Origin of the sequence: Acinetobacter sp. WCHAc060033, assembly GCF_004209125.1 — a bacterium.
Lineage (GTDB): Bacteria > Pseudomonadota > Gammaproteobacteria > Pseudomonadales > Moraxellaceae > Acinetobacter > Acinetobacter wuhouensis.
Map to the genome: position 1 here is coordinate 50,483 of NZ_SGSW01000022.1, position 22,882 is coordinate 73,364.

At 39.3% G+C, this 22,882-nt stretch carries 17 protein-coding genes, 1 pseudogene and 1 riboswitch; of the genes and pseudogenes, 4 read left to right on the forward strand and 14 right to left on the reverse strand.

The genetic code is table 11. The annotated features are described in order from the left end of the window. From EXE10_RS22060 to EXE10_RS11520, 10 genes are all read right to left on the reverse strand, one after another. Positions 1 to 126 carry a hypothetical protein gene (locus EXE10_RS22060; RefSeq protein WP_265937139.1) on the reverse strand — a complete coding sequence of 42 codons (126 nt, stop codon included), beginning with the start codon at positions 124 to 126 and terminating at the stop codon, positions 1 to 3. Positions 127 to 502: 376 nt separating this feature from the next. After that, positions 503 to 1,597: an HNH endonuclease gene (locus EXE10_RS11480; protein ID WP_130113456.1), complete on the reverse strand. Its 1,095-nt coding sequence runs from the start codon at positions 1,595 to 1,597 to the stop codon at positions 503 to 505. 76 nt (positions 1,598 to 1,673) lie between these two features. Then, positions 1,674 to 5,279, reverse strand: a complete 3,606-nt coding sequence (uca, locus tag EXE10_RS11485) for an urea carboxylase (protein WP_130113457.1) — start codon at positions 5,277 to 5,279, stop codon at positions 1,674 to 1,676. 2 nt (positions 5,280 to 5,281) lie between these two features. Then, entirely contained in the window at positions 5,282 to 5,935 is a 654-nt protein-coding gene (locus tag EXE10_RS11490) for an urea amidolyase associated protein UAAP2 (RefSeq protein ID WP_130113458.1), read from the reverse strand. A gap of 18 nt (positions 5,936 to 5,953) precedes the next feature. Beyond that, positions 5,954 to 6,703, reverse strand: coding sequence for an urea amidolyase associated protein UAAP1 (locus EXE10_RS11495; protein WP_130113459.1), 750 nt, complete (start codon positions 6,701 to 6,703; stop codon positions 5,954 to 5,956). A gap of 28 nt (positions 6,704 to 6,731) precedes the next feature. Beyond that, positions 6,732 to 6,836: riboswitch (guanidine-I (ykkC/yxkD leader) on the reverse strand. Positions 6,837 to 7,090: 254 nt separating this feature from the next. Further along, the gene (locus tag EXE10_RS11500) at positions 7,091 to 8,149 is read right to left on the reverse strand and encodes a 2,3-butanediol dehydrogenase (protein WP_130113460.1); all 1,059 of its coding nucleotides are present in this window, start codon (positions 8,147 to 8,149) and stop codon (positions 7,091 to 7,093) included. 111 nt (positions 8,150 to 8,260) lie between these two features. Beyond that, positions 8,261 to 9,661 (reverse strand): dihydrolipoyl dehydrogenase, encoded by a 1,401-nt coding sequence (gene lpdA / locus EXE10_RS11505; RefSeq protein ID WP_130113461.1) that lies wholly within the window; start codon positions 9,659 to 9,661, stop codon positions 8,261 to 8,263. 10 nt (positions 9,662 to 9,671) lie between these two features. Next, positions 9,672 to 11,216 carry a 2-oxo acid dehydrogenase subunit E2 gene (locus EXE10_RS11510; protein WP_130113462.1) on the reverse strand — a complete coding sequence of 515 codons (1,545 nt, stop codon included), beginning with the start codon at positions 11,214 to 11,216 and terminating at the stop codon, positions 9,672 to 9,674. A 1-nt stretch (position 11,217) separates the two neighbouring features. Continuing rightward, the gene (locus EXE10_RS11515) at positions 11,218 to 12,237 is read right to left on the reverse strand and encodes an alpha-ketoacid dehydrogenase subunit beta (protein ID WP_068975418.1); all 1,020 of its coding nucleotides are present in this window, start codon (positions 12,235 to 12,237) and stop codon (positions 11,218 to 11,220) included. Between the two features lie 15 nt (positions 12,238 to 12,252). Continuing rightward, positions 12,253 to 13,215, reverse strand: a complete 963-nt coding sequence (locus EXE10_RS11520) for a thiamine pyrophosphate-dependent dehydrogenase E1 component subunit alpha (RefSeq protein ID WP_068975419.1) — start codon at positions 13,213 to 13,215, stop codon at positions 12,253 to 12,255. A 360-nt stretch (positions 13,216 to 13,575) separates the two neighbouring features. Here EXE10_RS11520 and lipA (EXE10_RS11525) point away from each other — a divergent pair, with 360 nt between their 5' ends. Together lipA (EXE10_RS11525) and EXE10_RS11530 are read left to right on the forward strand one after the other, a co-directional pair. Further along, positions 13,576 to 14,556, forward strand: coding sequence for a lipoyl synthase (lipA, locus tag EXE10_RS11525; RefSeq protein ID WP_130113463.1), 981 nt, complete (start codon positions 13,576 to 13,578; stop codon positions 14,554 to 14,556). A 299-nt stretch (positions 14,557 to 14,855) separates the two neighbouring features. After that, on the forward strand, positions 14,856 to 15,890 hold the full coding sequence (locus EXE10_RS11530; protein WP_227542685.1) for a helix-turn-helix domain-containing protein: 1,035 nt from the start codon (positions 14,856 to 14,858) through the stop codon (positions 15,888 to 15,890). A gap of 323 nt (positions 15,891 to 16,213) precedes the next feature. On the opposite strand, the pseudogene EXE10_RS11535 reads toward EXE10_RS11530, so the two are convergent. Beyond that, positions 16,214 to 16,342, reverse strand: a pseudogene (locus tag EXE10_RS11535) (IS5/IS1182 family transposase); the annotation flags it as partial. Between the two features lie 202 nt (positions 16,343 to 16,544). Next, positions 16,545 to 17,960 carry a Si-specific NAD(P)(+) transhydrogenase gene (sthA, locus tag EXE10_RS11540; protein ID WP_068975422.1) on the reverse strand — a complete coding sequence of 472 codons (1,416 nt, stop codon included), beginning with the start codon at positions 17,958 to 17,960 and terminating at the stop codon, positions 16,545 to 16,547. 197 nt (positions 17,961 to 18,157) lie between these two features. Between sthA and lipA (EXE10_RS11545) the strand changes: the two genes are divergently transcribed. Then, the gene (gene lipA, locus EXE10_RS11545; RefSeq protein WP_130113465.1) at positions 18,158 to 19,171 is read left to right on the forward strand and encodes a lipoyl synthase; all 1,014 of its coding nucleotides are present in this window, start codon (positions 18,158 to 18,160) and stop codon (positions 19,169 to 19,171) included. 76 nt (positions 19,172 to 19,247) lie between these two features. Here lipA (EXE10_RS11545) and EXE10_RS11550 read toward each other — a convergent pair whose 3' ends face one another. After that, a complete protein-coding gene (locus EXE10_RS11550) occupies positions 19,248 to 19,658 on the reverse strand; it encodes a hypothetical protein (protein ID WP_068975424.1) in 411 nt (136 codons plus the stop codon). A gap of 281 nt (positions 19,659 to 19,939) precedes the next feature. Beyond that, positions 19,940 to 21,643, reverse strand: coding sequence for a M61 family metallopeptidase (locus EXE10_RS11555; RefSeq protein WP_130113466.1), 1,704 nt, complete (start codon positions 21,641 to 21,643; stop codon positions 19,940 to 19,942). A 179-nt stretch (positions 21,644 to 21,822) separates the two neighbouring features. Here EXE10_RS11555 and EXE10_RS11560 point away from each other — a divergent pair. Continuing rightward, a partial coding sequence (locus EXE10_RS11560) for a D-alanyl-D-alanine carboxypeptidase PBP6B (RefSeq protein WP_130113467.1) occupies positions 21,823 to 22,882 on the forward strand: 1,060 nt, incomplete at its 3' end.

The window sequence follows — 22,882 nt, forward strand, 5'->3', positions numbered from 1 at the left end:
TTATCCTTTTTTAATGATCACTGAGCTGTGTTGTTTGACATGAACACCTGCACGAGCAGTAAAAAGCTCGACAAGAAATACTTTAAGTGGATGTGCTTTTTTGGCTTGAGGATGGGGATGGTTCATATCGCAACTCCTTTAAGTATTACCAAATTAATTTTTAGTATTACTTGTCAGGAAATGCAGAAAGCGTGCCAATTTTTAATTATCTCAGACTCACAAAGAAGCTTTAGAACGCCCAATTAATGTGCTAAAAAATCATCATTATGCAAATTGCACCAAATTTGCATTTTTTGTACTAATAATGATTACTTCATCAAAGCCAATATTGAAGATTTCCATTGGGTTCTTTTCAAATCTTGAATGCTTGGTTCTTCTTGGCAATGTCCTAAACATGTAAACAATAGACAAATGCAAGCAATTTAAAGAACTTTTAAAAATTTTTTTATTGGTCTTCTGATAAAATCAGTTAATCTTTATTTAATAAAAGATCGCTATAAATTTAATTAAATAATCTATAAGAGGTGTCATAAATAGGTTTATTTAAAAACTTGTTGTAAATAGCATTTTCATTACTAAACCATATTGGTTCTTGGTCATCATACTCGTCTTTATCCATAACTATCATTGCACCTAAACTATTTTTTAAAATATTCCCAATAAATTCAGGTGCTAAATTGTATACTTTATTATCCTTATAATAACCGACTAAATTTTTATTTTTATCATAAATTTTGCCATCGATAAAATGCCCTTTTATTTGTCCGAAAATATCAATAATATTATTAAGACCTTCTCTAGCGTAAAATACCAATGTATTTATTTTAGTTGGTATACGAGGTATTCTATTTATAGCTATACCTACCCTACAGTGGGATGTGCCAATAGAACTTAAACGGTTATTAGCACCTCTAGGATCAAGAACGATGTCCCCATTTTTTTCTATAACTACGTGCGTGTTGAGATACTTCATATTAATTCTATTTATACGAATTGATTTATAACCTTCTAGATCAATATCTAATGTAATTTCTTTAGGTCTAGATCTAACCTCTACTCTACTAGCAATACTTTTAATATCAGCTGTTTTCACTAAACCTACAAAATGATTTTTATTTAAATAACCTATTTTATTTCCATCAGAATCATAAAAAATTGCATTATAAAATAAAGGGCTAAACTCATTATAGTCATCACGACTAACCCAAATTAATGGTTTTCCATTAATTTCCAAAATAATTTGTGTATCTCTAAAGACTGATGATCCGCAGTATACCTCCATTTTAGTTGGATCAGGGTAAAATTGACCTTTTACAATACCTTTATTTTTACAATGGGGATTAGCTTTAAATTTTTTAATTAGTTCTTTAGGTAATCTTCTTCCTGTACTATCCCCATGACATCCTTTACATAATAATGTCATTTTCTCAGGATCGTGAACTTTAGCATCACAATAAAGTGGCTCAATATGCTCATATTCAATGAATAAATTCCCACATTTCACACAACCATAACCATCAGCACGTCTAATTTGATTTTTTATATCTGAAGGAATAGTTCTACTTAACCCATATTTATTAATACTTTGTTTAGTCATATCGAATAAGCCATTATTTTTAAAAAATTATATATAAAAAACCGCCCTTACGGACGGTCTTTTTATTTCTATCTCATCAAGCCACAGGTGCCAAAGTAAACAACACTTGCCCCGTTTTCACCGTTTGACCCTTTTCAATGGTAATCGCTTCAACTTTCATCCGCTCAGGTGCAATGATGGGAATCTCAATCTTCATCGCTTCAATCACAGCAAGCGTTGCACCTTCTTCCACAATATCGCCCGAAGCACATTCAATTTTCCAGATCGACCCAGGCATGTGCGATTCAACCGCACAACCACCCTCAGGAATCAAAACAGCTTCACCATCATCCACAGCATCTAAACTTTCAGAAACATATTCCTGCAAGCCTGCTTCATGCCAACGACGACGTTCAGCCTCAAAATTGGCTTGTTGCAAAGCTTTAAATGCATGAATACTGTCTTGATTGGCTTCTAAAAACTCATTGTATTCTTTCAGGTTTAACACACCCTCTTCAATACGAAGTTTTAAACGCCCTGCTTTAAAATCCTCACGCATTTGCAAAAGTTCAGCTTCAGACACTTCATAAAACTTCACTTGGTCAAAGAAACGCAATAACCACGGCATACCTTGTTCGAAATCAGGATTTTTACGATAACGACTCCACATTTGTGTAGTACGCCCAACAAACTGATACCCGCCAGGCCCTTCCATGCCATAAACACACATATACGCCCCACCAATACCCACAGCATTTTCAGGCGTCCAAGTCCGTGCAGGATTGTATTTAGTGGTCACTAAACGCTGACGTGGGTCAAGTGGTGTGGCAACGGGCGCACCGAGGTATACATCACCTAAACCCATAACCAAATAGTTGGCACTATACACCACATCTTTAACCGCTTGCTTGGATGCCAAGCCATTGATACGGCGAATAAATTCCACATTATCAGGACACCACGGCGCATCTGGACGCACAATTTGGGTATAACGCTCAGTTGCCAATTGCGTTTGTGAATCTTCCCAAGCCAAAGGCAGATATACTGTTCTTGAAGGAACTTGCATATTGTCAATATTTGGCAATTCAGCTTCTGCTTTTTGAAGCTGCGCCAACAATTCAAGTTGATCAATTTTGATTGAATCAAAATGAATTTGTAGTGATCGAATCCCAGGTGTGAGGTCAATAATACCTTGAATATTCTGTTCTTTTACCCATTGCATCAAGGCATGAATACGGAAACGAAGATTTAAATCAAGGACTAATTCACCATATTCAACAAGTAAATAACTATTTCCTGCGGGACGATAAGTCACACTTGGTAAATCATCTTGTCCATCCAATGTTGCCAAAACAGCATCATTTAATGTCTCCATTTCAGCTTGTAATGACGGATTAAAATCAATCATTGCTGTGTCAGATGCGCTAATACTTTGATGATATTTTTGATCCAGGGCTTTGGCTTGCGCATAACTCACAGGAATGAATTTTACCTTATCGCCTGCTTTCAGCTGACCTATTTTCCAAAGCTCAGAATGGATCACCACCGCAGGGCATACAAAACCACCTAAACTGGGACCATCCGGCCCGAGAATAATTGGCATATCCCCTGTAAAATCAATTGCGCCAATCGCATAGGCATTGTCATGAATATTGGAAGGATGCAAGCCTGCTTCGCCACCATCCTCACGTGCCCATTCAGGTTTTGGACCCACCAAACGAATCCCTGTACGGCTGGAGTTATAGTGAATTTCAAATTCATTGGCAAAAAAAGTATCTATATCTTTTTTGGTAAAGAAATCTGGTGCGCCATGTGGACCATACATCACCGCGATTTCCCAAGTATGAGTAAAACTTGGGATATTTTGAGCGTCTAACTGCGTTGACTCTGCTGAGGAATATGCTGTGATCGGCAACATATCTCCGATCAATAAATTACGTCCTGCATGACCGCCAAATTGCCCCAATGTAAATGTTGCTTGTGAACCTAAATATTCAGGTACATCAAAACCGCCTTTAATCCCGATATAACTTCGACAGCCTGTCATGATCGTACCGCATTTTAAGACCTGACCTTTTTTGACATTGATAGTCTGCCACGTCGGCACATTGACACCATCAAGTTTTGATGGCATTTCACCACCTGTAATTACAATTTGGCTATCACAATGGAACTTTAAACTTGGCCCCTGCAAGGTACATTCAAGTCCTGCGGTATTTTTTGCATTGCCTAATAACTGATTGGCAACGCTTAAACTCAATGGATCAATTGCACCTGATGGTGGTACACCGACATCCCAATAGCCCAAACGTCCATCTACATCTTGGATTGAAGTTTGAATCCCTGATTGTAACACTTCAATTTTTTGGGTTTTCCATTCAAAGTTATTTAAAAAACGTGTGGTTTGTGTCCCCGCTTTAAACACTTCACCATCAACAATATTTTGTAAATATTCAAGATTGGTTTCAATGCCTGCGACTTTCGTTTTTGCCAAAGTGTCAATCATAGCTTGAATTGCAGATTCACGACTGTCACTTGTCACGATAATTTTAGCAATCATCGGATCATAAAAAGACGAGACATTTGAACCTGTTTCAACCCATGTTTCATTACGTGCATGGTCATCAAATTGCACATGCGTCAATAAGCCTGCACTCGGTTGGAAATTTTTGATCGGGTCTTCAGCATATAAACGTACTTGGATGGAATGACCTTTTGAACTTAATTTGTCAATTGGAGCAATCCAATCGCCACTGCCTAAAGTGATCATCCATTCAACTAAATCAATGCCAAAAACTTGCTCCGTCACACCGTGTTCTACTTGTAAGCGAGTATTCACTTCCAAGAAATAGAATTCTTGCGTGTCCGTATCCATGACAAATTCAACCGTACCTGCAGAACGATAATTCACGGATTGCATGAGTTGAATCGCAACATCTTGGATATAAGCACGTTGTTGATCATTCAAATGTGGTGCAGGGGTTTCCTCAATCACTTTTTGGTTACGTCGTTGCACCGAACAATCGCGTTCACCCAAAGCCAGGATTTTTCCCTCACCATCACCAAAAATTTGCACTTCGATATGACGTGCATTTTGCACAAATTTTTCTAAATATAATCCTGCATCTTTAAAATTGGCTTGGGCTAAATACGAAACAGTTGCGTATGCTTCTTTAAGTTCTTCGGCATTCCACACCAAGCGCATACCAATCCCACCACCACCTGCGGTACTTTTGAGCATGACGGGATAGCCAATACGCTCGGCTTCACTCAGTGCTTCTATTTCATCTACGAGTAATTGACTACCAGGCAATAAGGGTACATTGGCTTGAATCGCCAATTCGCGTGCCGTATGTTTTAAGCCAAATGACTTCATTTGCGCTGAATTTGGCCCTAAAAATACAATGCCTTGCGCTTCACACAAATCACAAAACTCTGCATTTTCAGAAAGAAAGCCATAACCAGGATGAATCGCTTCTGCACCTGTTTGCTTTGCAACATCTAAAATCTTATCGACATTTAGATAACTTTGACTTGCAGGAGAATTACCAATAAATATAGCTTCATCCGCTAAAGTGACATGTAATGAATCACGATCAGCTTCTGAATAAACCACTACAGATTGAATACCCAACTTTTTAAGTGTACGAATCACTCGGCATGCAATTGCACCACGATTTGCGATCAGGACTTTATTAAACATTTTTATGCTCCTTCTGCTTCACGGATAATCAATTGAATTTGAGTTGGGTTATAGGCATTACATGGATTATTCAGCTGAGGACAATTTGAAATCAGTACGATTAAATCCATTTCAGCCTGAATTTCAACGTATTTTCCTGGTGCAGAAATTCCATCATCAAACTTCAATGCACCATCTTCAGTCACAGGGACATTCATAAAAAAGTTAATGTTCGGTCCGATATGTCTCACATTTAACGCATGTTTTAGTGCAATTGGATGCTTTGCCAAAGCGTACATGAAGTTATTTCGGCAACTGTGCATCGGATATTTATCATGTGAATAACGCACCGTATTACTTTCGCATGAACATGCACCACCCAATGTGTCATGACGACCACAATTATCATCATGAATCACAGCGATTGGACGACCGAAATTACTATATAAAGTTGTGCCTTTTTCTAAATAAATTTGTTGATTCATCGCCAATGTATCTGTTGCGCTATAACGTTCATCTGGATTTTCAGCACTGATAAAGAGCGTATCTACAGCCTGATTTCCCTCAAGATCAACAATACGGAAAAATTGCCCTTTTTTAACTTCACACATCCATGCTTCACCGGCTGGACACACTTCACTAAGCACTGTTTTTTCAAAAGATTGTAAAATTGTCATGGTTATTCTCCTGCTGGCTTAAACATTACTTTCAAGTGCGTAATAACGTGCGTTATTTGCATAGGCACGTTGATTTTGCGAACATGAATCACGACAAATATCATGCTCATTCAAAGGCAAAGCTTTAAATAATTGCATACTCACATCAGCAGGTTGATAACGATCACTATTGTCTAAGGCATGCGGTGCAGCGGACAGAAATACCAAACAATCCATCTCAAAACGCAGTTCAATCACTTGATTGGTACGATCAGCATGGATATATGACAACTCACCACAATCATTGGGAGTAACTTTTGAAAATAAATTAACAGTGGCGCTCAAATCTTTTTGAGCGAGTGAGAATTTCGCCATTTCGACCAATAAGCCATCCAAGCCACTTTGGTACATCTCATTTCGAGCATCTTGAAAGGTACAACTTCCGAACTGCTTTTTAATATATTCAGGACGACTCGCACCACAAAAAGCATCATTCCAACCCTGATCATCATGGATGATCGAAGCCATAACACGCCCTAAATCTGAATACAATGCATGACCTGTCGATAAAAAAGCCGTATGTTGTCCTTTGAGGCTATCGGGCATGTTGTATCGTTCTAATTGATCTGCTGCATTCACACAGAAGAATGATACGTTGGCATTTGCGCCTAATGATTTAAATTGGAGTACTGTCCCTTTTTGAATTCGCCCCGACCAATGATGCCCCCCTGGTAAAACTTCACTCCACAAGATTTTGTTATCGCGATATTGATTTGCATGTTCGCCCATTTGCTCTACCTCATTTAAGGTTAATCCAACCTCCCGGGCTTTTATCCCTCCGTGTAGCTCAATTGAGCCGTAAACTCTCGGTCACAGCACAGCCAATCTTCATTGCGCTGCCGGAACCCTAGTTCACTTTATGATGATGAGTAATTAGCAAATAGCGTGCCATTTCAGTATTACGTTTTTTTGTTTTAGTCGTATTTTTTGAGCTATTCAGGTGCAGGATTTAAATTTTAATAAAGTTGATGTGCCAACTTTTGGGTCATTAAAATTGAGTTAAATTGTTCAAAATGATGTGCCTTGTCATTTCAGCACACCATTTTGAAATTTACACACTAGTTATTTTCAAAATGAAATAATTTCAAAAATCAAACATCAGAATTGTGACGTGACTCAAGGATGAACAATAATTTTAACTGCTGACTCGTTATTGTGAATCAAAGTTTCAAAGCCTTTTGCAACCAAATCATCCAAAGCAATCCGCTGAGTAATAAACGGTTCTAAATTAATTTTACCCTGCTCTACTAAGCGAATGGTTTCCTGATGGTCATTCACATAAGCAATAGTGCCTCGAATATCCAGTTCTTTCATCACCACGCTATGCACATTGATGGTTGCGGGATGACTCCAGATTGACACGATCACCACAACGCCTGTCGGTTTCATGGCAGCAACTAGGGTATCCATCACTTTATTGACACTGCTGCATTCAAAAGCAACATCCACGCCACGATCCTGCGTGATTTTCATCACTTCAGCCACGACATCGACTTGCGAGGGATCTAATACATAATCCACAACGCCTGCTTCCAATGCTTTTTCTTTCCGTTTAGCACTGAGTTCAGTGATAATAACCGTTAAACCTTTGGCTTTTAAAATGGCGGATAATAACAATCCGATTGGACCTGCCCCACCAACCAGTGCAATATCTCCCGCCTTTGCACCACTTCTAACATAGGCGTGATGACCAACAGATAAAGGCTCAATCAACGCAGCTTGATCTAAGGGAATATCATTGGAAATCGGATGTACCCAACGGCGTTGCACCGCAATCTTTTCAGACAATCCGCCACCACGCCCACCTAAACCAATAAAATTCATATCTTTGGATAAATGATAATTGTCATTGGGTCCAGTCGGTATATCATCAGCAATGATATAGGGTTCAACGACCACATGTTGTCCAACCTGAATATCATCCACACCTTCTCCTACAGCATAAACCACACCAGAAAATTCATGTCCCATGGTCACAGGTGCTGACTCTCCTGAAATAGGATGTGGATGCCCACATGGTGGTATGAAAATTGGCCCATCCATAAACTCATGCAAGTCTGTCCCGCAAATCCCACACCAAGCGACTTGTATGCCTACTGTTCCTGCTAAAACTTGTGGTTCAGGAATATCTTCTATACGAATGTCACCCTTGTCATAAAAACGTGCTGCTTTCATATTGCTTCCTTCAACATCTTTTTATTGATAAAAATCTGATGGCTTGTTCTCACAATATTCAGCAATTGAAAATGACGGAACAAGCCTATGATTTAAATGTAAATTGCTCTTTTAAATATGAATCGCACGTTGCATCGCTGCCAATACTGACTCATGCATCGCTTCAGACAACGTTGGATGTGGGAAAATCACCTGTGCCAAACTTTCATCCGTCGCTTCCAAATATTTCGCTATCGCAAAGCCTTGGATATGTTCAGTTACTTCGTGACCGACCATGTGTGCACCCAACAACTCACCAGTTTCCTCATTGAAAATAGTTTTAACAAAGCCTGCTGAATCGCCCAAAGCCAAAGCCTTACCATTGGCTTGTAGCGGGAATTTACCGATATTGATATTCAAACCCGCAGCTTTGGCTTTCTGTTCAGTTAGACCAATACTTGCCACTTGTGGATGAGTGAAAATACAACCCGGAATTTGCGTGCGATCCAAAGCATGCACATTGGCAACACCTGCAATTTTTTCTACACATAAAATGGCTTCATGACTCGCCTTATGTGCCAAACACGGTGCGCCTGCCACATCGCCGATCGCATAGACACCAACCACATTGGTTTTGCACCATTGATCTACTTTGATAAAGCCATTTTCAAATTCAATGCCTAAAGATTCCAAGCCAAGATTTTGAGAATTTGGACGTACGCCAATCGCAGACAGTACTTTATCTACAGTGATAACATTAATTTCTGATGAGGTTTCGACATGACATTGAACTTGACCATTGGTAATTTCAATTTTCTGTACTGCTGATTCTGTCAGAACCTGCATACCCTGCTGTTCAAACTGTTTTTGTACGTACTTGGCGACTTCCGCATCTTCACTGGGTAAGATTTGCTTGGCAATATCGACCAAGGTCACTTGGCACCCTAAATCCTGGTATAAACTGGCAAATTCACTGCCAATCGCACCTGAGCCGATCACCAAAAGTGACTTAGGCAATTCTTCAGGGATTAAAGCTTCTTTGTAGCTCCAAACATACTGACCATCGACAGGTATTTGCGGTAAATTGGCAGCTTTAGCCCCTGTCGCCACAATAATATGCGGTGCAGAAATCTGCTGTTTTTGACCTTCAGCATCGGTTAATTCAAGTTGTTCTTTGGCAATAAATTGCGCCCTTGCGGTAAAAACAGTGACCTGATTTTTTTTCAGCAATTGTCCAATGCCTTGTACCAACTGACTCGATACCTGGCGGCTATGCTGTACCAATTGCTGAATATCAAAATCAACCGCACCAACCGTAAAACCAAACTGACCTGCATGCTTAAGTTGTTGAGCAACCGCTGCACCACTCAACAAGGCTTTGGTTGGAATACAGCCCCAATTCAGGCAAATTCCACCCAAATGTTTCTCTTCAACAATGGCCGTTTTCAAGCCCAGTTGGGCTGCGCGAATCGCAGCCACATATCCACCTGGGCCAGCACCAATGATGATGACATCAAATTGTGTGTCTGACATGATTATTCTCCTACACCAAAATCAATGCAGGATTTTCAACAAACTGCTTAAATGCTGCCAAGAATTTTGCACCCAATGCACCATCAATCACTCGATGATCACAGGACAAGGTCGCAGTCACCATTTGGCGAACCACAACAGCATCACCTTCAACAATCGCGCGTTTTTCAGCCGTTCCCAAAGCGAGAATTGCACCTTGTGGTGGATTGATAATCGCATCAAAGGCTTTGATGCCTAACATTCCCAAATTGGAAATGCTGAAACTACCACCCTGGAATTCATCAGGCGCAAGTTTTCCTGTCTTGGCACGTGTTGCCAAATCACGCATATCATTGGAAATCTGTGCCAAAGACTTGCTGTTGGCAGATTTAATGATCGGTGTGATCAAACCATTTTCAATCGCTACGGCAACTGAGATATCCGCTTGATCAAACTGTAAAATTTGCTGATTTTCTTCATCAAACTGTACATTGACTTGTGGAACTTTGATCAATGCTGCCGCAGCGGCTTTGATCAGCATATCGTTAATCGACAATTTAACTTGTGGCACAGTGGCATTAATTTGTTGACGTAAGGCCTGAATTGCATCGACATTTAAATCAACCGTTAAACGGAAATGTGGTGCATTACGTTTTGCAGCTTGTAAGCGTGATGCAATGGCTTTACGCATCCCATTCATTGGAATCGCTGTAACTTGAGCGGTTTCTGATGAAGTACTCCCTACAGTTTCAACAATGGTTGGATTTTCACGTTGATAAACAGCTTCAACATCTTCTTTCGATACTCGACCACGTGAACCCGAAGCACGGCAATCATGCAGGTTAATCCCCCATTGTTTTGCCAAACGACGTGCAACTGGGGTTGCTAAAACTTGACTATCATCCGCTGTAGATTTTGCAACTTTTCCACTCGATTGATGACGTACATCTGGCCACGCTCCACCTGCTGCCTGTACTGCAAGTTGGATATCTTTGACACTGATACGACCTTCACGTCCTGAACCTGTGATCTGTGCCAAATTGACATTGTGCTTTTCAGCCAATTTTGAAGCATGCGGTGTGGTAAATATTTCATCGACCTGCTGATAACCTTGTAAAGTTGCAGGCACTGAATAACCACCTTGCGCAACGGGTTTGGTTGCTTTTGGCGTACTATTTTGTACAGGTGCAGTCTGAACTTTTGTTTCTACGGTCGCAGTTGTCGTAGTTGCTACTTTTTCAGCGACCACTTCGGTAGATTTGGTTTCAGTTGCTGCTGTACTTGATCCACCTAAAGATTGAGCAAATGCTTCAATTTCTGCATCGGACACTTGGCTGTCTGCACAGATGGCAATGATTCCACCGACAATTAATGTATCACCTGCTTTGGCAATAATTTTGCGTAAAGTGCTGTCAAAAGGTGCTTCTAATACATTGACGATTTTTGTGGTTTCAATTTCACAAATTTCATCGCCTTTTCTAAATGCAGTGCCTTCCTGAATCAGCCATTGGGCAATCGTACCCTCTTCCATCGACAAACCCCATTTTGGGATTTCCAAGGTTTTAATTTCGCTCATCCTAAGCCTCCAAAGTTTTACGTACAGCCTGTTCGATACGTTCTACACTTGGTAACCATTCTTTTTCCAATACAGGTGAAAATGGTACTGGCGAGTGCGGTGGTGTAACCAATTCGATTGGCGCTTTGAGATAATAAAAACCTTTTTGTGCAATCAATGCCGCGACATCATGCCCAAAACCACAACGTGCTGCAGACTCATCCACAATCACCACACGACCTGTTGAAGCGACAGATTCCAAAATCCCTTCTTCATCGAGTGGGGAAATGGTACGAGGATCAACCACTTCAACCGAAATGCCTTCTTTGGCCAACTTGTCCGCAACTTCATTGGCACGATGCACCATTAAACTCAGCGCAATAATTGTGACATCAGTGCCTTGACGTGTGTAATTTGCCACACCGAATGGAATGGTATACGCACCATCTGGCACTTCACCTTTGATGTCATATAACAACTTATGCTCACAGAACACCACAGGATCGTCATCACGAATCGCTTGAATCAATAAGCCTTTCACATCGTAAGCACTCGATGGCACCACTACTTTTAAGCCTGGTACAGCCGCAAAAACGTTATAAGGTGACTGTGAATGCTGTGCCGCTGCTGAAAAGCCTGCGCCAATCATGCCGCGTACCACCATTGGTGCTTTGGCTTTACCCCCAAACATATAGCGGAATTTAGCGGCTTGGTTATACAGCATGTCATGACACACGCCGTAGAAATCCATAAACATCAAGTCTGCAACTGGACGTAAACCTGTTGCAGCAGCACCTGCTGCCATGCCGATAATTGCCGACTCGGTAATAGGAGTATCAATCACACGCTCAGAACCGAACTCAGTCCACAAGCCTTTGGTCACACCGAGTACACCACCAAAGCCTTCCAATTTATTGTCATCGGTATTTTTACCACCATGACCACCACGAACATCTTCACCCACCACGATCACACTTGGATCACGGCGCATTTCTAATTCAATTGCTTCTTTAATCGCATTTCGATAACTTTTATTTGGCATTGCTTTACTATTCCTTTAGTAAGAGACATAAACATCGGTTAGAAGTTGAGAGACTTCTGGATAATTGGCAGCACGGGCTTTAGCAACCGCAGCATCTACATTGGCTTTTGACTCAGCATCAATCGCATCCAGTTTGGCTTCATCAATTTTTCCTTTGACTTTTTCACGGAAAATTTTCAAAGGATCTTTATGCTCTTTGACATAATCAAGTTCTTCCTTAGAGCGGATCAAACCTGGATCACCTTCGAAATGTCCATAAAAACGGTTGGTTACGCTTTCAATCACACTTGGACCTTCGCCACGGCGTGCACGCTCAATCGCTCTTTGTGCAACCTCATACATCGCAAAGAAATCAGTACCATCTACTTTTTCCGCAGGCATACCAAAGGCTGCTGCACGTCCTGCAATGTCTTTACTTCCAACAGCATAATCATGTGCTGTACCTTCACCAAAACCATTATTTTCAAAGACAAAAACCACAGGCAATTTTAAAACCACAGCCATATTCATCGCTTCAAACGTCAAGCCTTGATTCGAGCCACCATCCCCTGTAAATGACAAACCAATTCCGCCTGTTTTAAGAGTTTTGGCCGTCAACGCAGCTCCAATCGCCAATGGTGGACCACCGCCTACAATGCCGTTTGCACCGAGCATGCCTTTGTCAAGATCAGCAATATGCATTGATCCGCCCTTGCCTCGGCAAAGTCCGTCATCTTTACCAAAAATTTCCAACATCATGCCGTGGATATCACAACCTTTGGCAATACAGTGTCCATGACCACGATGGGTAGAGGTGATAAAATCTTTATCCGTTAAATTTTCACAAATCCCAACCGCAACGGCTTCTTCACCGCTATAAAGATGAATAAAGCCAGGAATATCGCCTGTATTATTTTCATCATGAAGACGATCTTCAAACTCACGAATATCTCTCATCCGTCGATATGCTGCTAGCAATTGCTCTTCCGTTAATTGCATATATTTTGTCCTTTATCATTTAATCAAAAAGTAAATCCATATTATAAATTTAAAATATGGATGCTTAATTCCTGTTTATTTATATAAAATTATTTTCAAATAAATTAATATTAGACTAAAAAAATATTATTTAAAAAATTCAAATAAAAACATTAAAAACAAGAGTTTAAAACTAAAAAATAATTGTAATTTTTTTATAATTTTCAAAAACTTAAAAAACCAAACCTTTACCCAACCTTTATTTTATAATATTAATATTTTGTATTAATTTATTATTTTTTAAAACAAATTAAATATATTTGACATTTAAAATATAAATGCCATTTTATATTTAATTTACTATCTTATGGACGATTTAAAATGGATTTAAAACGCTCAATTACAACAGGTCAAAAATTACGTGGCGCAGATAAAATGTCACGTATTCCTGTAAAAATTATTCCGACTGAACAAATTCCCAAAAAGCCTGAATGGATTCGCGCCAAAATTAGCCATTCAGAAGAAATCGCGCAGATTAAAAGCCTATTACGTCAGCAAAAACTACATACTGTTTGTGAAGAAGCTGCTTGTCCAAACCTGCCCGAATGCTTTGGTGGTGGCACAGCAACATTTATGATTATGGGCGATATTTGTACCCGCAGATGCCCTTTCTGTGATGTGGCTCATGGTCGTCCGAATGCTTTAGATATTAATGAGCCCAAACATTTAGCTGAATCGGTGAAAAATTTAAATCTGAAATATGTGGTAATCACTTCTGTAGATCGTGATGATTTAGTAGATGGTGGTGCACAACATTTTGCTGATTGTATTCACGAAATTCGTAAAACGAGCCCAGATACATTGATTGAAATTCTTGTACCTGACTTTCGAGGAAGATTAGATATTGCCTTAAAAATTTTCAGTGAAACGCCACCCGATGTGTTTAATCACAATATTGAAACTGTGCCACGTTTATATCGTGCCATGCGTCCAGGTTCAGACTATCAACACTCTCTTGATTTATTGAAAAAATTTAAACAACTCCGACCAGATATTGCGACCAAATGCGGTTTAATGGTTGGACTTGGTGAAGTGGAAGCCGAAGTGATTGTATTGCTAAATGATCTCAGTGATCATGCCGTGGATTATGTCACCATTGGACAATATTTACAGCCTTCAAAATCTCATGCACCTATTCATCGTTTTGTTTCACTTCATGAATTTGAGCATTATCAAACTCATGGGCAATTACTAGGGTTTAAGAATATCTGGAGTGCGCCTATGGTTCGTTCAAGTTATTTTGCTGATCGCCAATTTAAAGGTGAAGCTGTACCTAAACCCTTTTCACGTGAAAAAATCTAATCTTTGTTGCCGATAAAGCGATTTTTTCCAACCAAAGTTGTATATGTTTTACACGACCTTTTTCATAAAATTTAAACTGAAAATATTTTTATAATGTGTAACTCTACGATTTTTAAAACGTGATGGATGAGTAATTCGTTGGATAGAGGTTATCCGTATTCAACAAATATAAAATCCGATAAATATAATAAATACAGTATGTTGATGAATATAGCTCAATCATGAAGGAATATGATATGAATCTATGGAATAAGTTGCAGCGTTCTCCACAACACCTGCAAACAACTCATTTTGTGAATATGGACTCAATTACATCAGCACCATTATTTACACTCACTCAAGAAGAACAACCTTCTCTATTTCGTCGATCTATTCAACATAAACATCAAGATTTGCTCAAAATTGCTGAAGATTCAGGTATGGCGATTGGGGTGACAGATCATCAAGGAACACTACTTTGGACATGGAGTAGTCGTCCAATGCTCTCTTCAGCAGAGCAAGCTCATTTTGTCGAGGGCGGTCATTGGTCAACTCAAGCTGTAGGAACCAATGCAATCGGGTTGGCACTCAACAATCATATAGCGAGTTGTGTTTATTCTCATGAGAATCAAATGCATAGCGTACGTGATTGGGTATGTTATGCAACGCCAATTTTAGACCCAATATCTGGGCAATTTCATGGGGTTATTAACCTTTCGACTAAATATAAAAAACATACGTCACTTGGACTTTTAGCTGTAGAGCATTGCGCTGAATTAGTAAAGCGCGCGATTCAATTCGAACAAAAAAATGTTTTATACATAAAAGCTTTGGGAACTCCTCAAGTACAGTTTAATCAACAAACGATCCCACTTACACATCGGCAAATTGAAATCCTCTGTATGTTGGCATTATATGCAGAAGGGATTAGTTTAAATGAATTGCACTATGCGCTTTATGGTGACCGCAATATTAGTGAAAAAACGCTAAAAGCTGAACTTTCCCAACTCAGAACACTATTGCCTGACTGCATTCTTTCACGCCCCTATAAATTAGCATGTGAAGTACAAACTGATTTTTTACGTGCTGAAAAATCACTAGATGCAGGCTTCTTAGCCAGCATTTTTTCACTCTATAAAGGAAGTTTTTTGACAAAATCGGAAAGCCCTGTTTTATCTTCGTGGCGTGATTGTTTCGATGCCCGTTTAAGCCATCTGATTTATCAAATGGAAGACATTGATCAACTTCTCAAATTGGTTGGGCGTGTTCCAGACCGAATTGATGCCATGCATCGTTTGCTCGAATTACTTCCATCCAACCATCAACTGAGAGAGAAAATTTTACAAAGGCTTTGATTCAATTCGCTTCTCTACTTACAAAAATATTAGCTAAGGTCAAAGCCCTTAGAAAAAGTAGCTACTATTCAATTAACAGCCTCTTTCCACAACCCCTTCATAGAATGAATAGGCTGAAATTGCTGTTATTTTGATTAAGCCTATATCGGGTAAAAAATTCTGTATCAGCAAATATTTTGGTTAAGCTTCTTTCAACCATCAATTGCATTTATTTAAGGTGAAGCAACTACTTATTTTAAATAATAATTTTTTATACTAACTCTACCTTCCAATATCTTTTTATACTTCGTTAATTGTCGCATTTGCTAGGATATGTTTACATTTTAAGTATAGAATTTACTCGATAAAAGGAACCAAATAAATATACAAGCTAATGCAACAGCCCCCTCATAACTACACTTTAGCTGATCATAACTTGTTACTATCCCTCTAAGTTTCAACCTACAAAAGGATCAGCAGGCTTTAGTTACTGTTCTACTCAGCAGGAAAAGTATGATGGGGTTAAAAGGCATATTATGATTAATTTATTTTGCAATAGACGGAGCAAACAAGTGGAATTAAGAAATAATTCCCCTGAAAAAATAACATTTTGATCACCAGCCATAAAAAAACCAGCTCACAAGGAACTGGTTTTTATAATGTACTATTAAAAACTTAGAACAAACGATTCATACCATTCAACGTTGCTACACGGTAAGCTTCCGCCATCGTTGGATAGTTAAATGTAGTTTCCACAAAATACTTAATGGTATTGTTACCACTTTGCATCACAGCTTGACCGATGTGGATAATTTCCGCAGCGTTATTACCGAAACAATGTACACCAAGTAACTCTAACGTATCACGATGGAACAAGATTTTAAGCTCGCCCACAGTATCACCTGTGATCTGCGCACGTGCCAAATGACGGAACGATGCTTGACCCACTTCATACGGAATTTTTTCTTCAGTGAGCTGACTTTCAGTTTTACCAAAGAACGAAATTTCTGGAATGGTGTAAATCCCTGTTGGAATATCCTTCACAGGTTTAACATCAAGCTCACCGCTCATATTCGAACCTGCACAACGACCTTGGTCATAAGCAGCTGAAGCAAGCGATGGCCAACCGATGACATCACCTGCAGCATAAATATTTGCAACTTCAGTTTGATACTGATCATTGACCGCGAGCTGACCACGACTGTTTGGTGTGATACCTACATTTTCAAGACCTAAGCCATCGGTATTCCCCGAACGACCGTTACACCACAAGATCGCATCGGCTTTGATTTTCTTACCACTTTGTAAATAAAGCACCACATGATCATCAGCAGTTTCTAAATGATCAATTTGCTCATTGTGACGAATCAACACACCTTGTTCACGTAAGTGATATGACAATGCATCAGCGATCTCATCATCCAAATAGCTTAAAAGCTGATGTTGAGTATTAATCAGGTCAACTTTATGATCTAAACCGATGAAAATAGAGGCATATTCACAGCCAATTACACCTGCACCATAAATGATAATTTTATGAATCGTAAAATCTAAATCTAAAATTTTATCTGAATCAAACACACGTGGGTGATTAAAATCTAAGCCTTGAGGATGATATGGACGGCTACCTGTTGCAACCACCAATTGTTCATATCCAAGGGTTTCTTTAATGCCATCTTCACCAAAAATGATCACACTATTTTGATCTTGGATATATGCTCGACCATGGAATACATCAATATTGTTACGATCATAAAAGCGTGAGTGCGTATCCACTTGTTGTTGGATGACTTTATGTGCATTACGCAATACTTGTTTCATGGTGAATTGTTTCCAATCCCCCACTTTTTTAAACATCGGATCACGTTGGTAACGGATAATACTCGACACGGTTTGACGCAGTGCTTTACTTGGAATTGTTCCTACGTGAGTACAGTTACCGCCAAGTTGTTCACGTACATCAACGATCGCAACACGCTTACCCGATTTAGCAAGCTTCATTGCCGCGCCTTCACCAGCAGGACCTGAGCCAAGTACGACTGCATCGTATTTCACATAATTCCCACTAACGACTTCTTTCTTACGTGGCATTCAAAGCTCCTTATATTCAATTCAGTCTAAGTCTTATGCGATATTATGAACTAAACTTGAATAATTTTCTGTATTTCACATGCATATATTCTGTGATAACCACATTTAGTATATGAATAGTGTTTTTACCCCATCTTTTGCCATTTCAGCTATAATGTTAAGCATATCCCCCGTAGAAAACAGTGGAAAAGTTGAATATGTCAGAGAACCGTAAACCAGAACAGGGTGTCAAGTTACGTGGTGCAGAGAAAGTCGCGCGTATTCCTGTAAAAGTTATCCCAACGGTTGAAGCACCTCGAAAGCCTGATTGGATTCGTGTAAAAATGGCTGCGCCTGATGAAGTTCAACGTATTAAAACCACTTTGCGTGCGCAAAAATTACATACTGTCTGTGAAGAGGCTGCTTGTCCGAATCTACCTGAATGTTTCGGTGGTGGTACTGCAACCTTTATGATCATGGGTGATATTTGTACCCGCCGTTGTCCTTTCTGTGATGTGGCACATGGTCGTCCAAATGCACTTGATCCTGATGAACCACGTCACATGGCTGAAACCATTGCTAATCTTGGTTTGAAATATGCTGTAATTACATCTGTAGACCGTGATGATCTATTAGATGGTGGTGCGCAACATTTTGTCGATTGTATTAAAGAAGCACGTTCGCAAAGCCCTAAAACATTATTAGAAATTTTAGTCCCAGACTTCCGTGGTCGTATGGATATTGCCCTACGTATCATGACTGAATGTCCACCAGATGTGTTTAACCACAACATCGAAACTGTGCCGCGTCTATATAAAGCAATGCGTCCGGGTTCAGATTATCAGCACTCTTTAAATTTATTGAAAATGTTTAAAGAATACTGCCCTGATGTACCAACGAAGTGTGGTTTGATGGTGGGTATTGGTGAAACTGAAGAAGAAGTGATTGCGTTGTTGGATGATCTTCACGCACATGGTGTGGACTATGTGACGATTGGTCAATACTTACAACCATCGAAAGAACATGCGCCAATTGACCGTTTTGTAACGCCTGAAGAGTTTGAACGTTATACTGCACATGGGCAAAAGCTTGGTTTCCGTAATATTTGGGCAGCGCCTATGGTTCGTTCAAGCTACTTTGCTGATCGTCAATATTATGGTGAGCCAGTTCCGCAAGTACGTCGTAAAGCAGATCCTGCAAAGAAAATTGCAGTACAAACCATTGAAGCTTGATTAAAATTTTGCTTTGAAAATGAAAAGCCAATCGGAAATGATTGGCTTTTTCTATTTAAGCTTGATACTTATAAATTTATCTACATTTACCTACTGTTTTCCCTTCAATCATACTGTTTGAAGATTGAAGTTTTGTCACTGGAGAACAATAAAAATTACCCGAAATCATAGCCTTGTCTAAGCTAATCACAGCAGGTGCTTGAACATCGCCTTCGATCATGGAATTAATCAGTTTAACCGATCTCGCAGTCGTCGCTTGAACATTTCCAGAAACAGAAGAGTTATTTAAAACCAAACTCGCGCCTTTTTGAACAGTGATCGTGCCATCTACAGACGATAGATTCACTGTACATGTTGCACCTGCGGGTACAGTCAGACTTCCTACAGCATTATTACTAATTGTACTACTACAATTTGCTGCAAAAGTAAGTTGAGCTGTTGCTAAACCAGCGGTCACCATAACGGTTTTTAGAAAAATATTTTTCATATAGAACATCCTCGGAAATTTTAAAATTTTATTTAAATTAAACTTATTATTTAAAACATCTTTATAGTATGTGTTTTCATATGACGTTTTGATTACAGATCTGTTGATAATTATTAGTGCTACGTAAAGTTTGTAAGCCATCTGCGTCAATCATGTTCAAATTGTGAAGTGATGATATATAAGCTGTAAATCTAGTATAGATATACACATAGTGATAAAAAAACCGACACTTTAAAGTATCGGTTTTCACATTCAATGATATTTAAGTTTACCGTTAAAGATTAAGCTTTCAACCATTTTTCAGCTTTAGCTTGATCTTCAACTTTTAACTCTACAGTCGTCAGTTGTACTTCCCCACCTTGCAGTTCAAACTGAATAAATTCATCACGGCGGAACGCATACACTGTAAATGTGCCTTGTTGTGTCGCATATTTTGCTAACAATTTTTCAGATGCTTTCAAACCATCAATTGCGATGATCACATCATTGGCAGAAAGACCGGCTTTTGCACCTACACCCTCACGATTGGCTTGCTGAATCAAAACACCTTCAGGCTTCTCAGTGATTTTCAAACCAAATGGCAAGGTCTTTTCATTTTTCAATGTGTAACTTAAACCAAATTCAGGGAACAATTGATCTAAAGGTAATTCTTCTGTGGTATTAATCAGATGGTTGACTTGTTCAATCCAATTGTCGCCCGTTAATTCATTGCATAATTCAACAATGGTGCGTTCATTTACTTGAATGCCATTTTGCGTATTTTCATATAAACGACGCATCAACGCATCTAGGCTTGAACCTCGTAAACGCAATCCTAAGTCTAAACACAGTGCCACTAAACAACCTTTGTTGTAGTAACTCGTACCCGCATTATTTGAGTTTTCATCTTGGCGATAGAATTTAATCCATGCATCAAAACTAGACTCAGATACAGTTTGGATAAAACGTCCTGGGTTTTGCAAATAACGATCAATTTGACCTTTAAGTAATTTCAAATAGGAGTCTTGAGAAATCACGCCACTACGGAGCAAAATTAAATCGTCGTAATAAGATGTAAAGCCTTCAAAAATCCACAATAAAGAAGTTAAGCTTTCTTTATTTAAATCATAATTGGCTAGGTTTTCAGGACGAATAAATTTGACCAACCATGAGTGAAAATATTCATGACTACATAAACCAAGGAAACGCTGATAATCCGCTGAAGGTTCAGTCGGCTCATCGGCTTTGGGTAAATCATCACGTGGTGAGATCAAACTGGTACTGTTTGGATGTTCCAAACCACCATAGCTATTCCCTGTTGCCATGGTCATAAAGGTATAATTTTCAAACGGTGCTGAACCAAACATTGAAATTTCAGTACTACAGATTTTTTCAATGTCTTGCTTCATGCGTTCAGCATTCATTTTATGCTGACCTGACACCACAAATTCATGTGGAATGCCGTTCGCTTCAAAGCTAAAACGAGTTTGATCTGCAAGCTCAAATGGTGCGTCAATCAACTGCGCATAATTATCCGCTTTTAAGGTATAACGCCCTTTCACCAAACTTTTTGAAACCAAACCTGTTGCAAGTTGGAAATGTTTAAGTTCATCCGGTAAGAACACTTCTAATTCAACTGCTGAATTTTCTTGATCTTGCAACCCCAAACAGATACAGGCTGGATTGACATATAAACGGGTTTGGTCAACGTATGCACCACGTACAGACAGATCAAAAGCATAGACATCATACTCAACTGTAATCAACTCATGATCCGTATTAAATAAGCGCCATTTATTCTTTTCGAATTTACTGATTTGAAGTTGACGACCTGCTTCATCATAGGCTTTGACAGATTCAATATGTTTGGCAAATTCACGAATTAAATAGCTGCCTGGAATCCAAGTTGGGAGTGATAAAACTTGCGTTGGATTGGCAACAAAACGTAAGGTAACATGGATGAGATGCTGACGAAAATCGTCGAATTCAATTTGATAATGCAACATAAATATATATTCGAAAATAGACAGTGAAATATTACCAATTAGATTAGCATTTTTTTACAAAGTCGGGCGATTTTAGTCTAAATTGTCTACAATTCTTACTGGCGAAGTCCTTAAAAAAGGCATAGCATTCGCAGAGTTTGTGCACTCTTGCCATAGGATTGGCTAAAAAGGTAAATCTGTTGAAAATATTCGCGTCTTTCGTTGCGGTTGTGGGCTTAGTCTGTTCCACGCTTGTCAATGCTGCTCTACTAAATATTAATCCGCAATCTGTTGAAGCTGAAGCTTGGACCATATTAGATACGCAAACGGGTCAAACCATTGCAGAATATAATAGTCATGTCCAACGTGCTCCCGCTTCAATGACCAAGATGATGGTCGCTTATATCGCTTTAAAAGAAATAAAAGCGGGACATCTTAAAAAAGAAGAGATTATTACCGCAACGCCTGTTGTGCAAATGGTGCAATGGGATGAATCCCAAATGTATCTTAAACAAGGTGAACAGATTTCGATTGATCAATTGCTAGCAGGTTTGATTGTCATGTCTGCCAATGATGCAGCGGTGACATTGGCAGAACGCATTTCAGGTGATGTCCCTACTTTTGTTGCACGTATGAACAAAGAAGCACAAGCCTTAGGGATGAAAGACACCCACTTTGCGAACTCGCCTGGTATCACCATGCCAGACCATTTCTCATCTGCGCATGATATGGCACTGCTTGGACAAGCTGTTACTATGCAAACACCTGAATATATGCATTATTCAGTGATGCCAAGTTTTAGTTATAACCAACGTTTTCACCATGCAACCAACCTTGTTTTAAAATCTGACCCAAGTGTCGACGGTTTAAAAACAGGTTTTACCAAAGCCGCTGGATACAACTTAGCCTTAACTGCACACCGACCTTCTGGTATAGAGGAATCACCTGATCGTCGTTTAATCGTGGTGGTGATGGGTGCAAAAAATGCCATCAAACGTGCTGAAATCGCACATAAACTTTTAAACTTAGGTTATGCCTATACCCGTGATGAAGTCGCAATCAAAGATAAGCAATTGATCGCAGAACTTCCTGTGATTAAATCAACGTTGAAAATGTTTAAAGTAGAAGCGAAGAAACCACAGTTAGTGACTACTTCATTATATAACGATCCTACACCAATTGATTTGATGACATTTGATGTGGTGAATAGTCGTGTGATGAAGACTGACCTAAATGGAACTTTGACTGCTGTTGAACCAC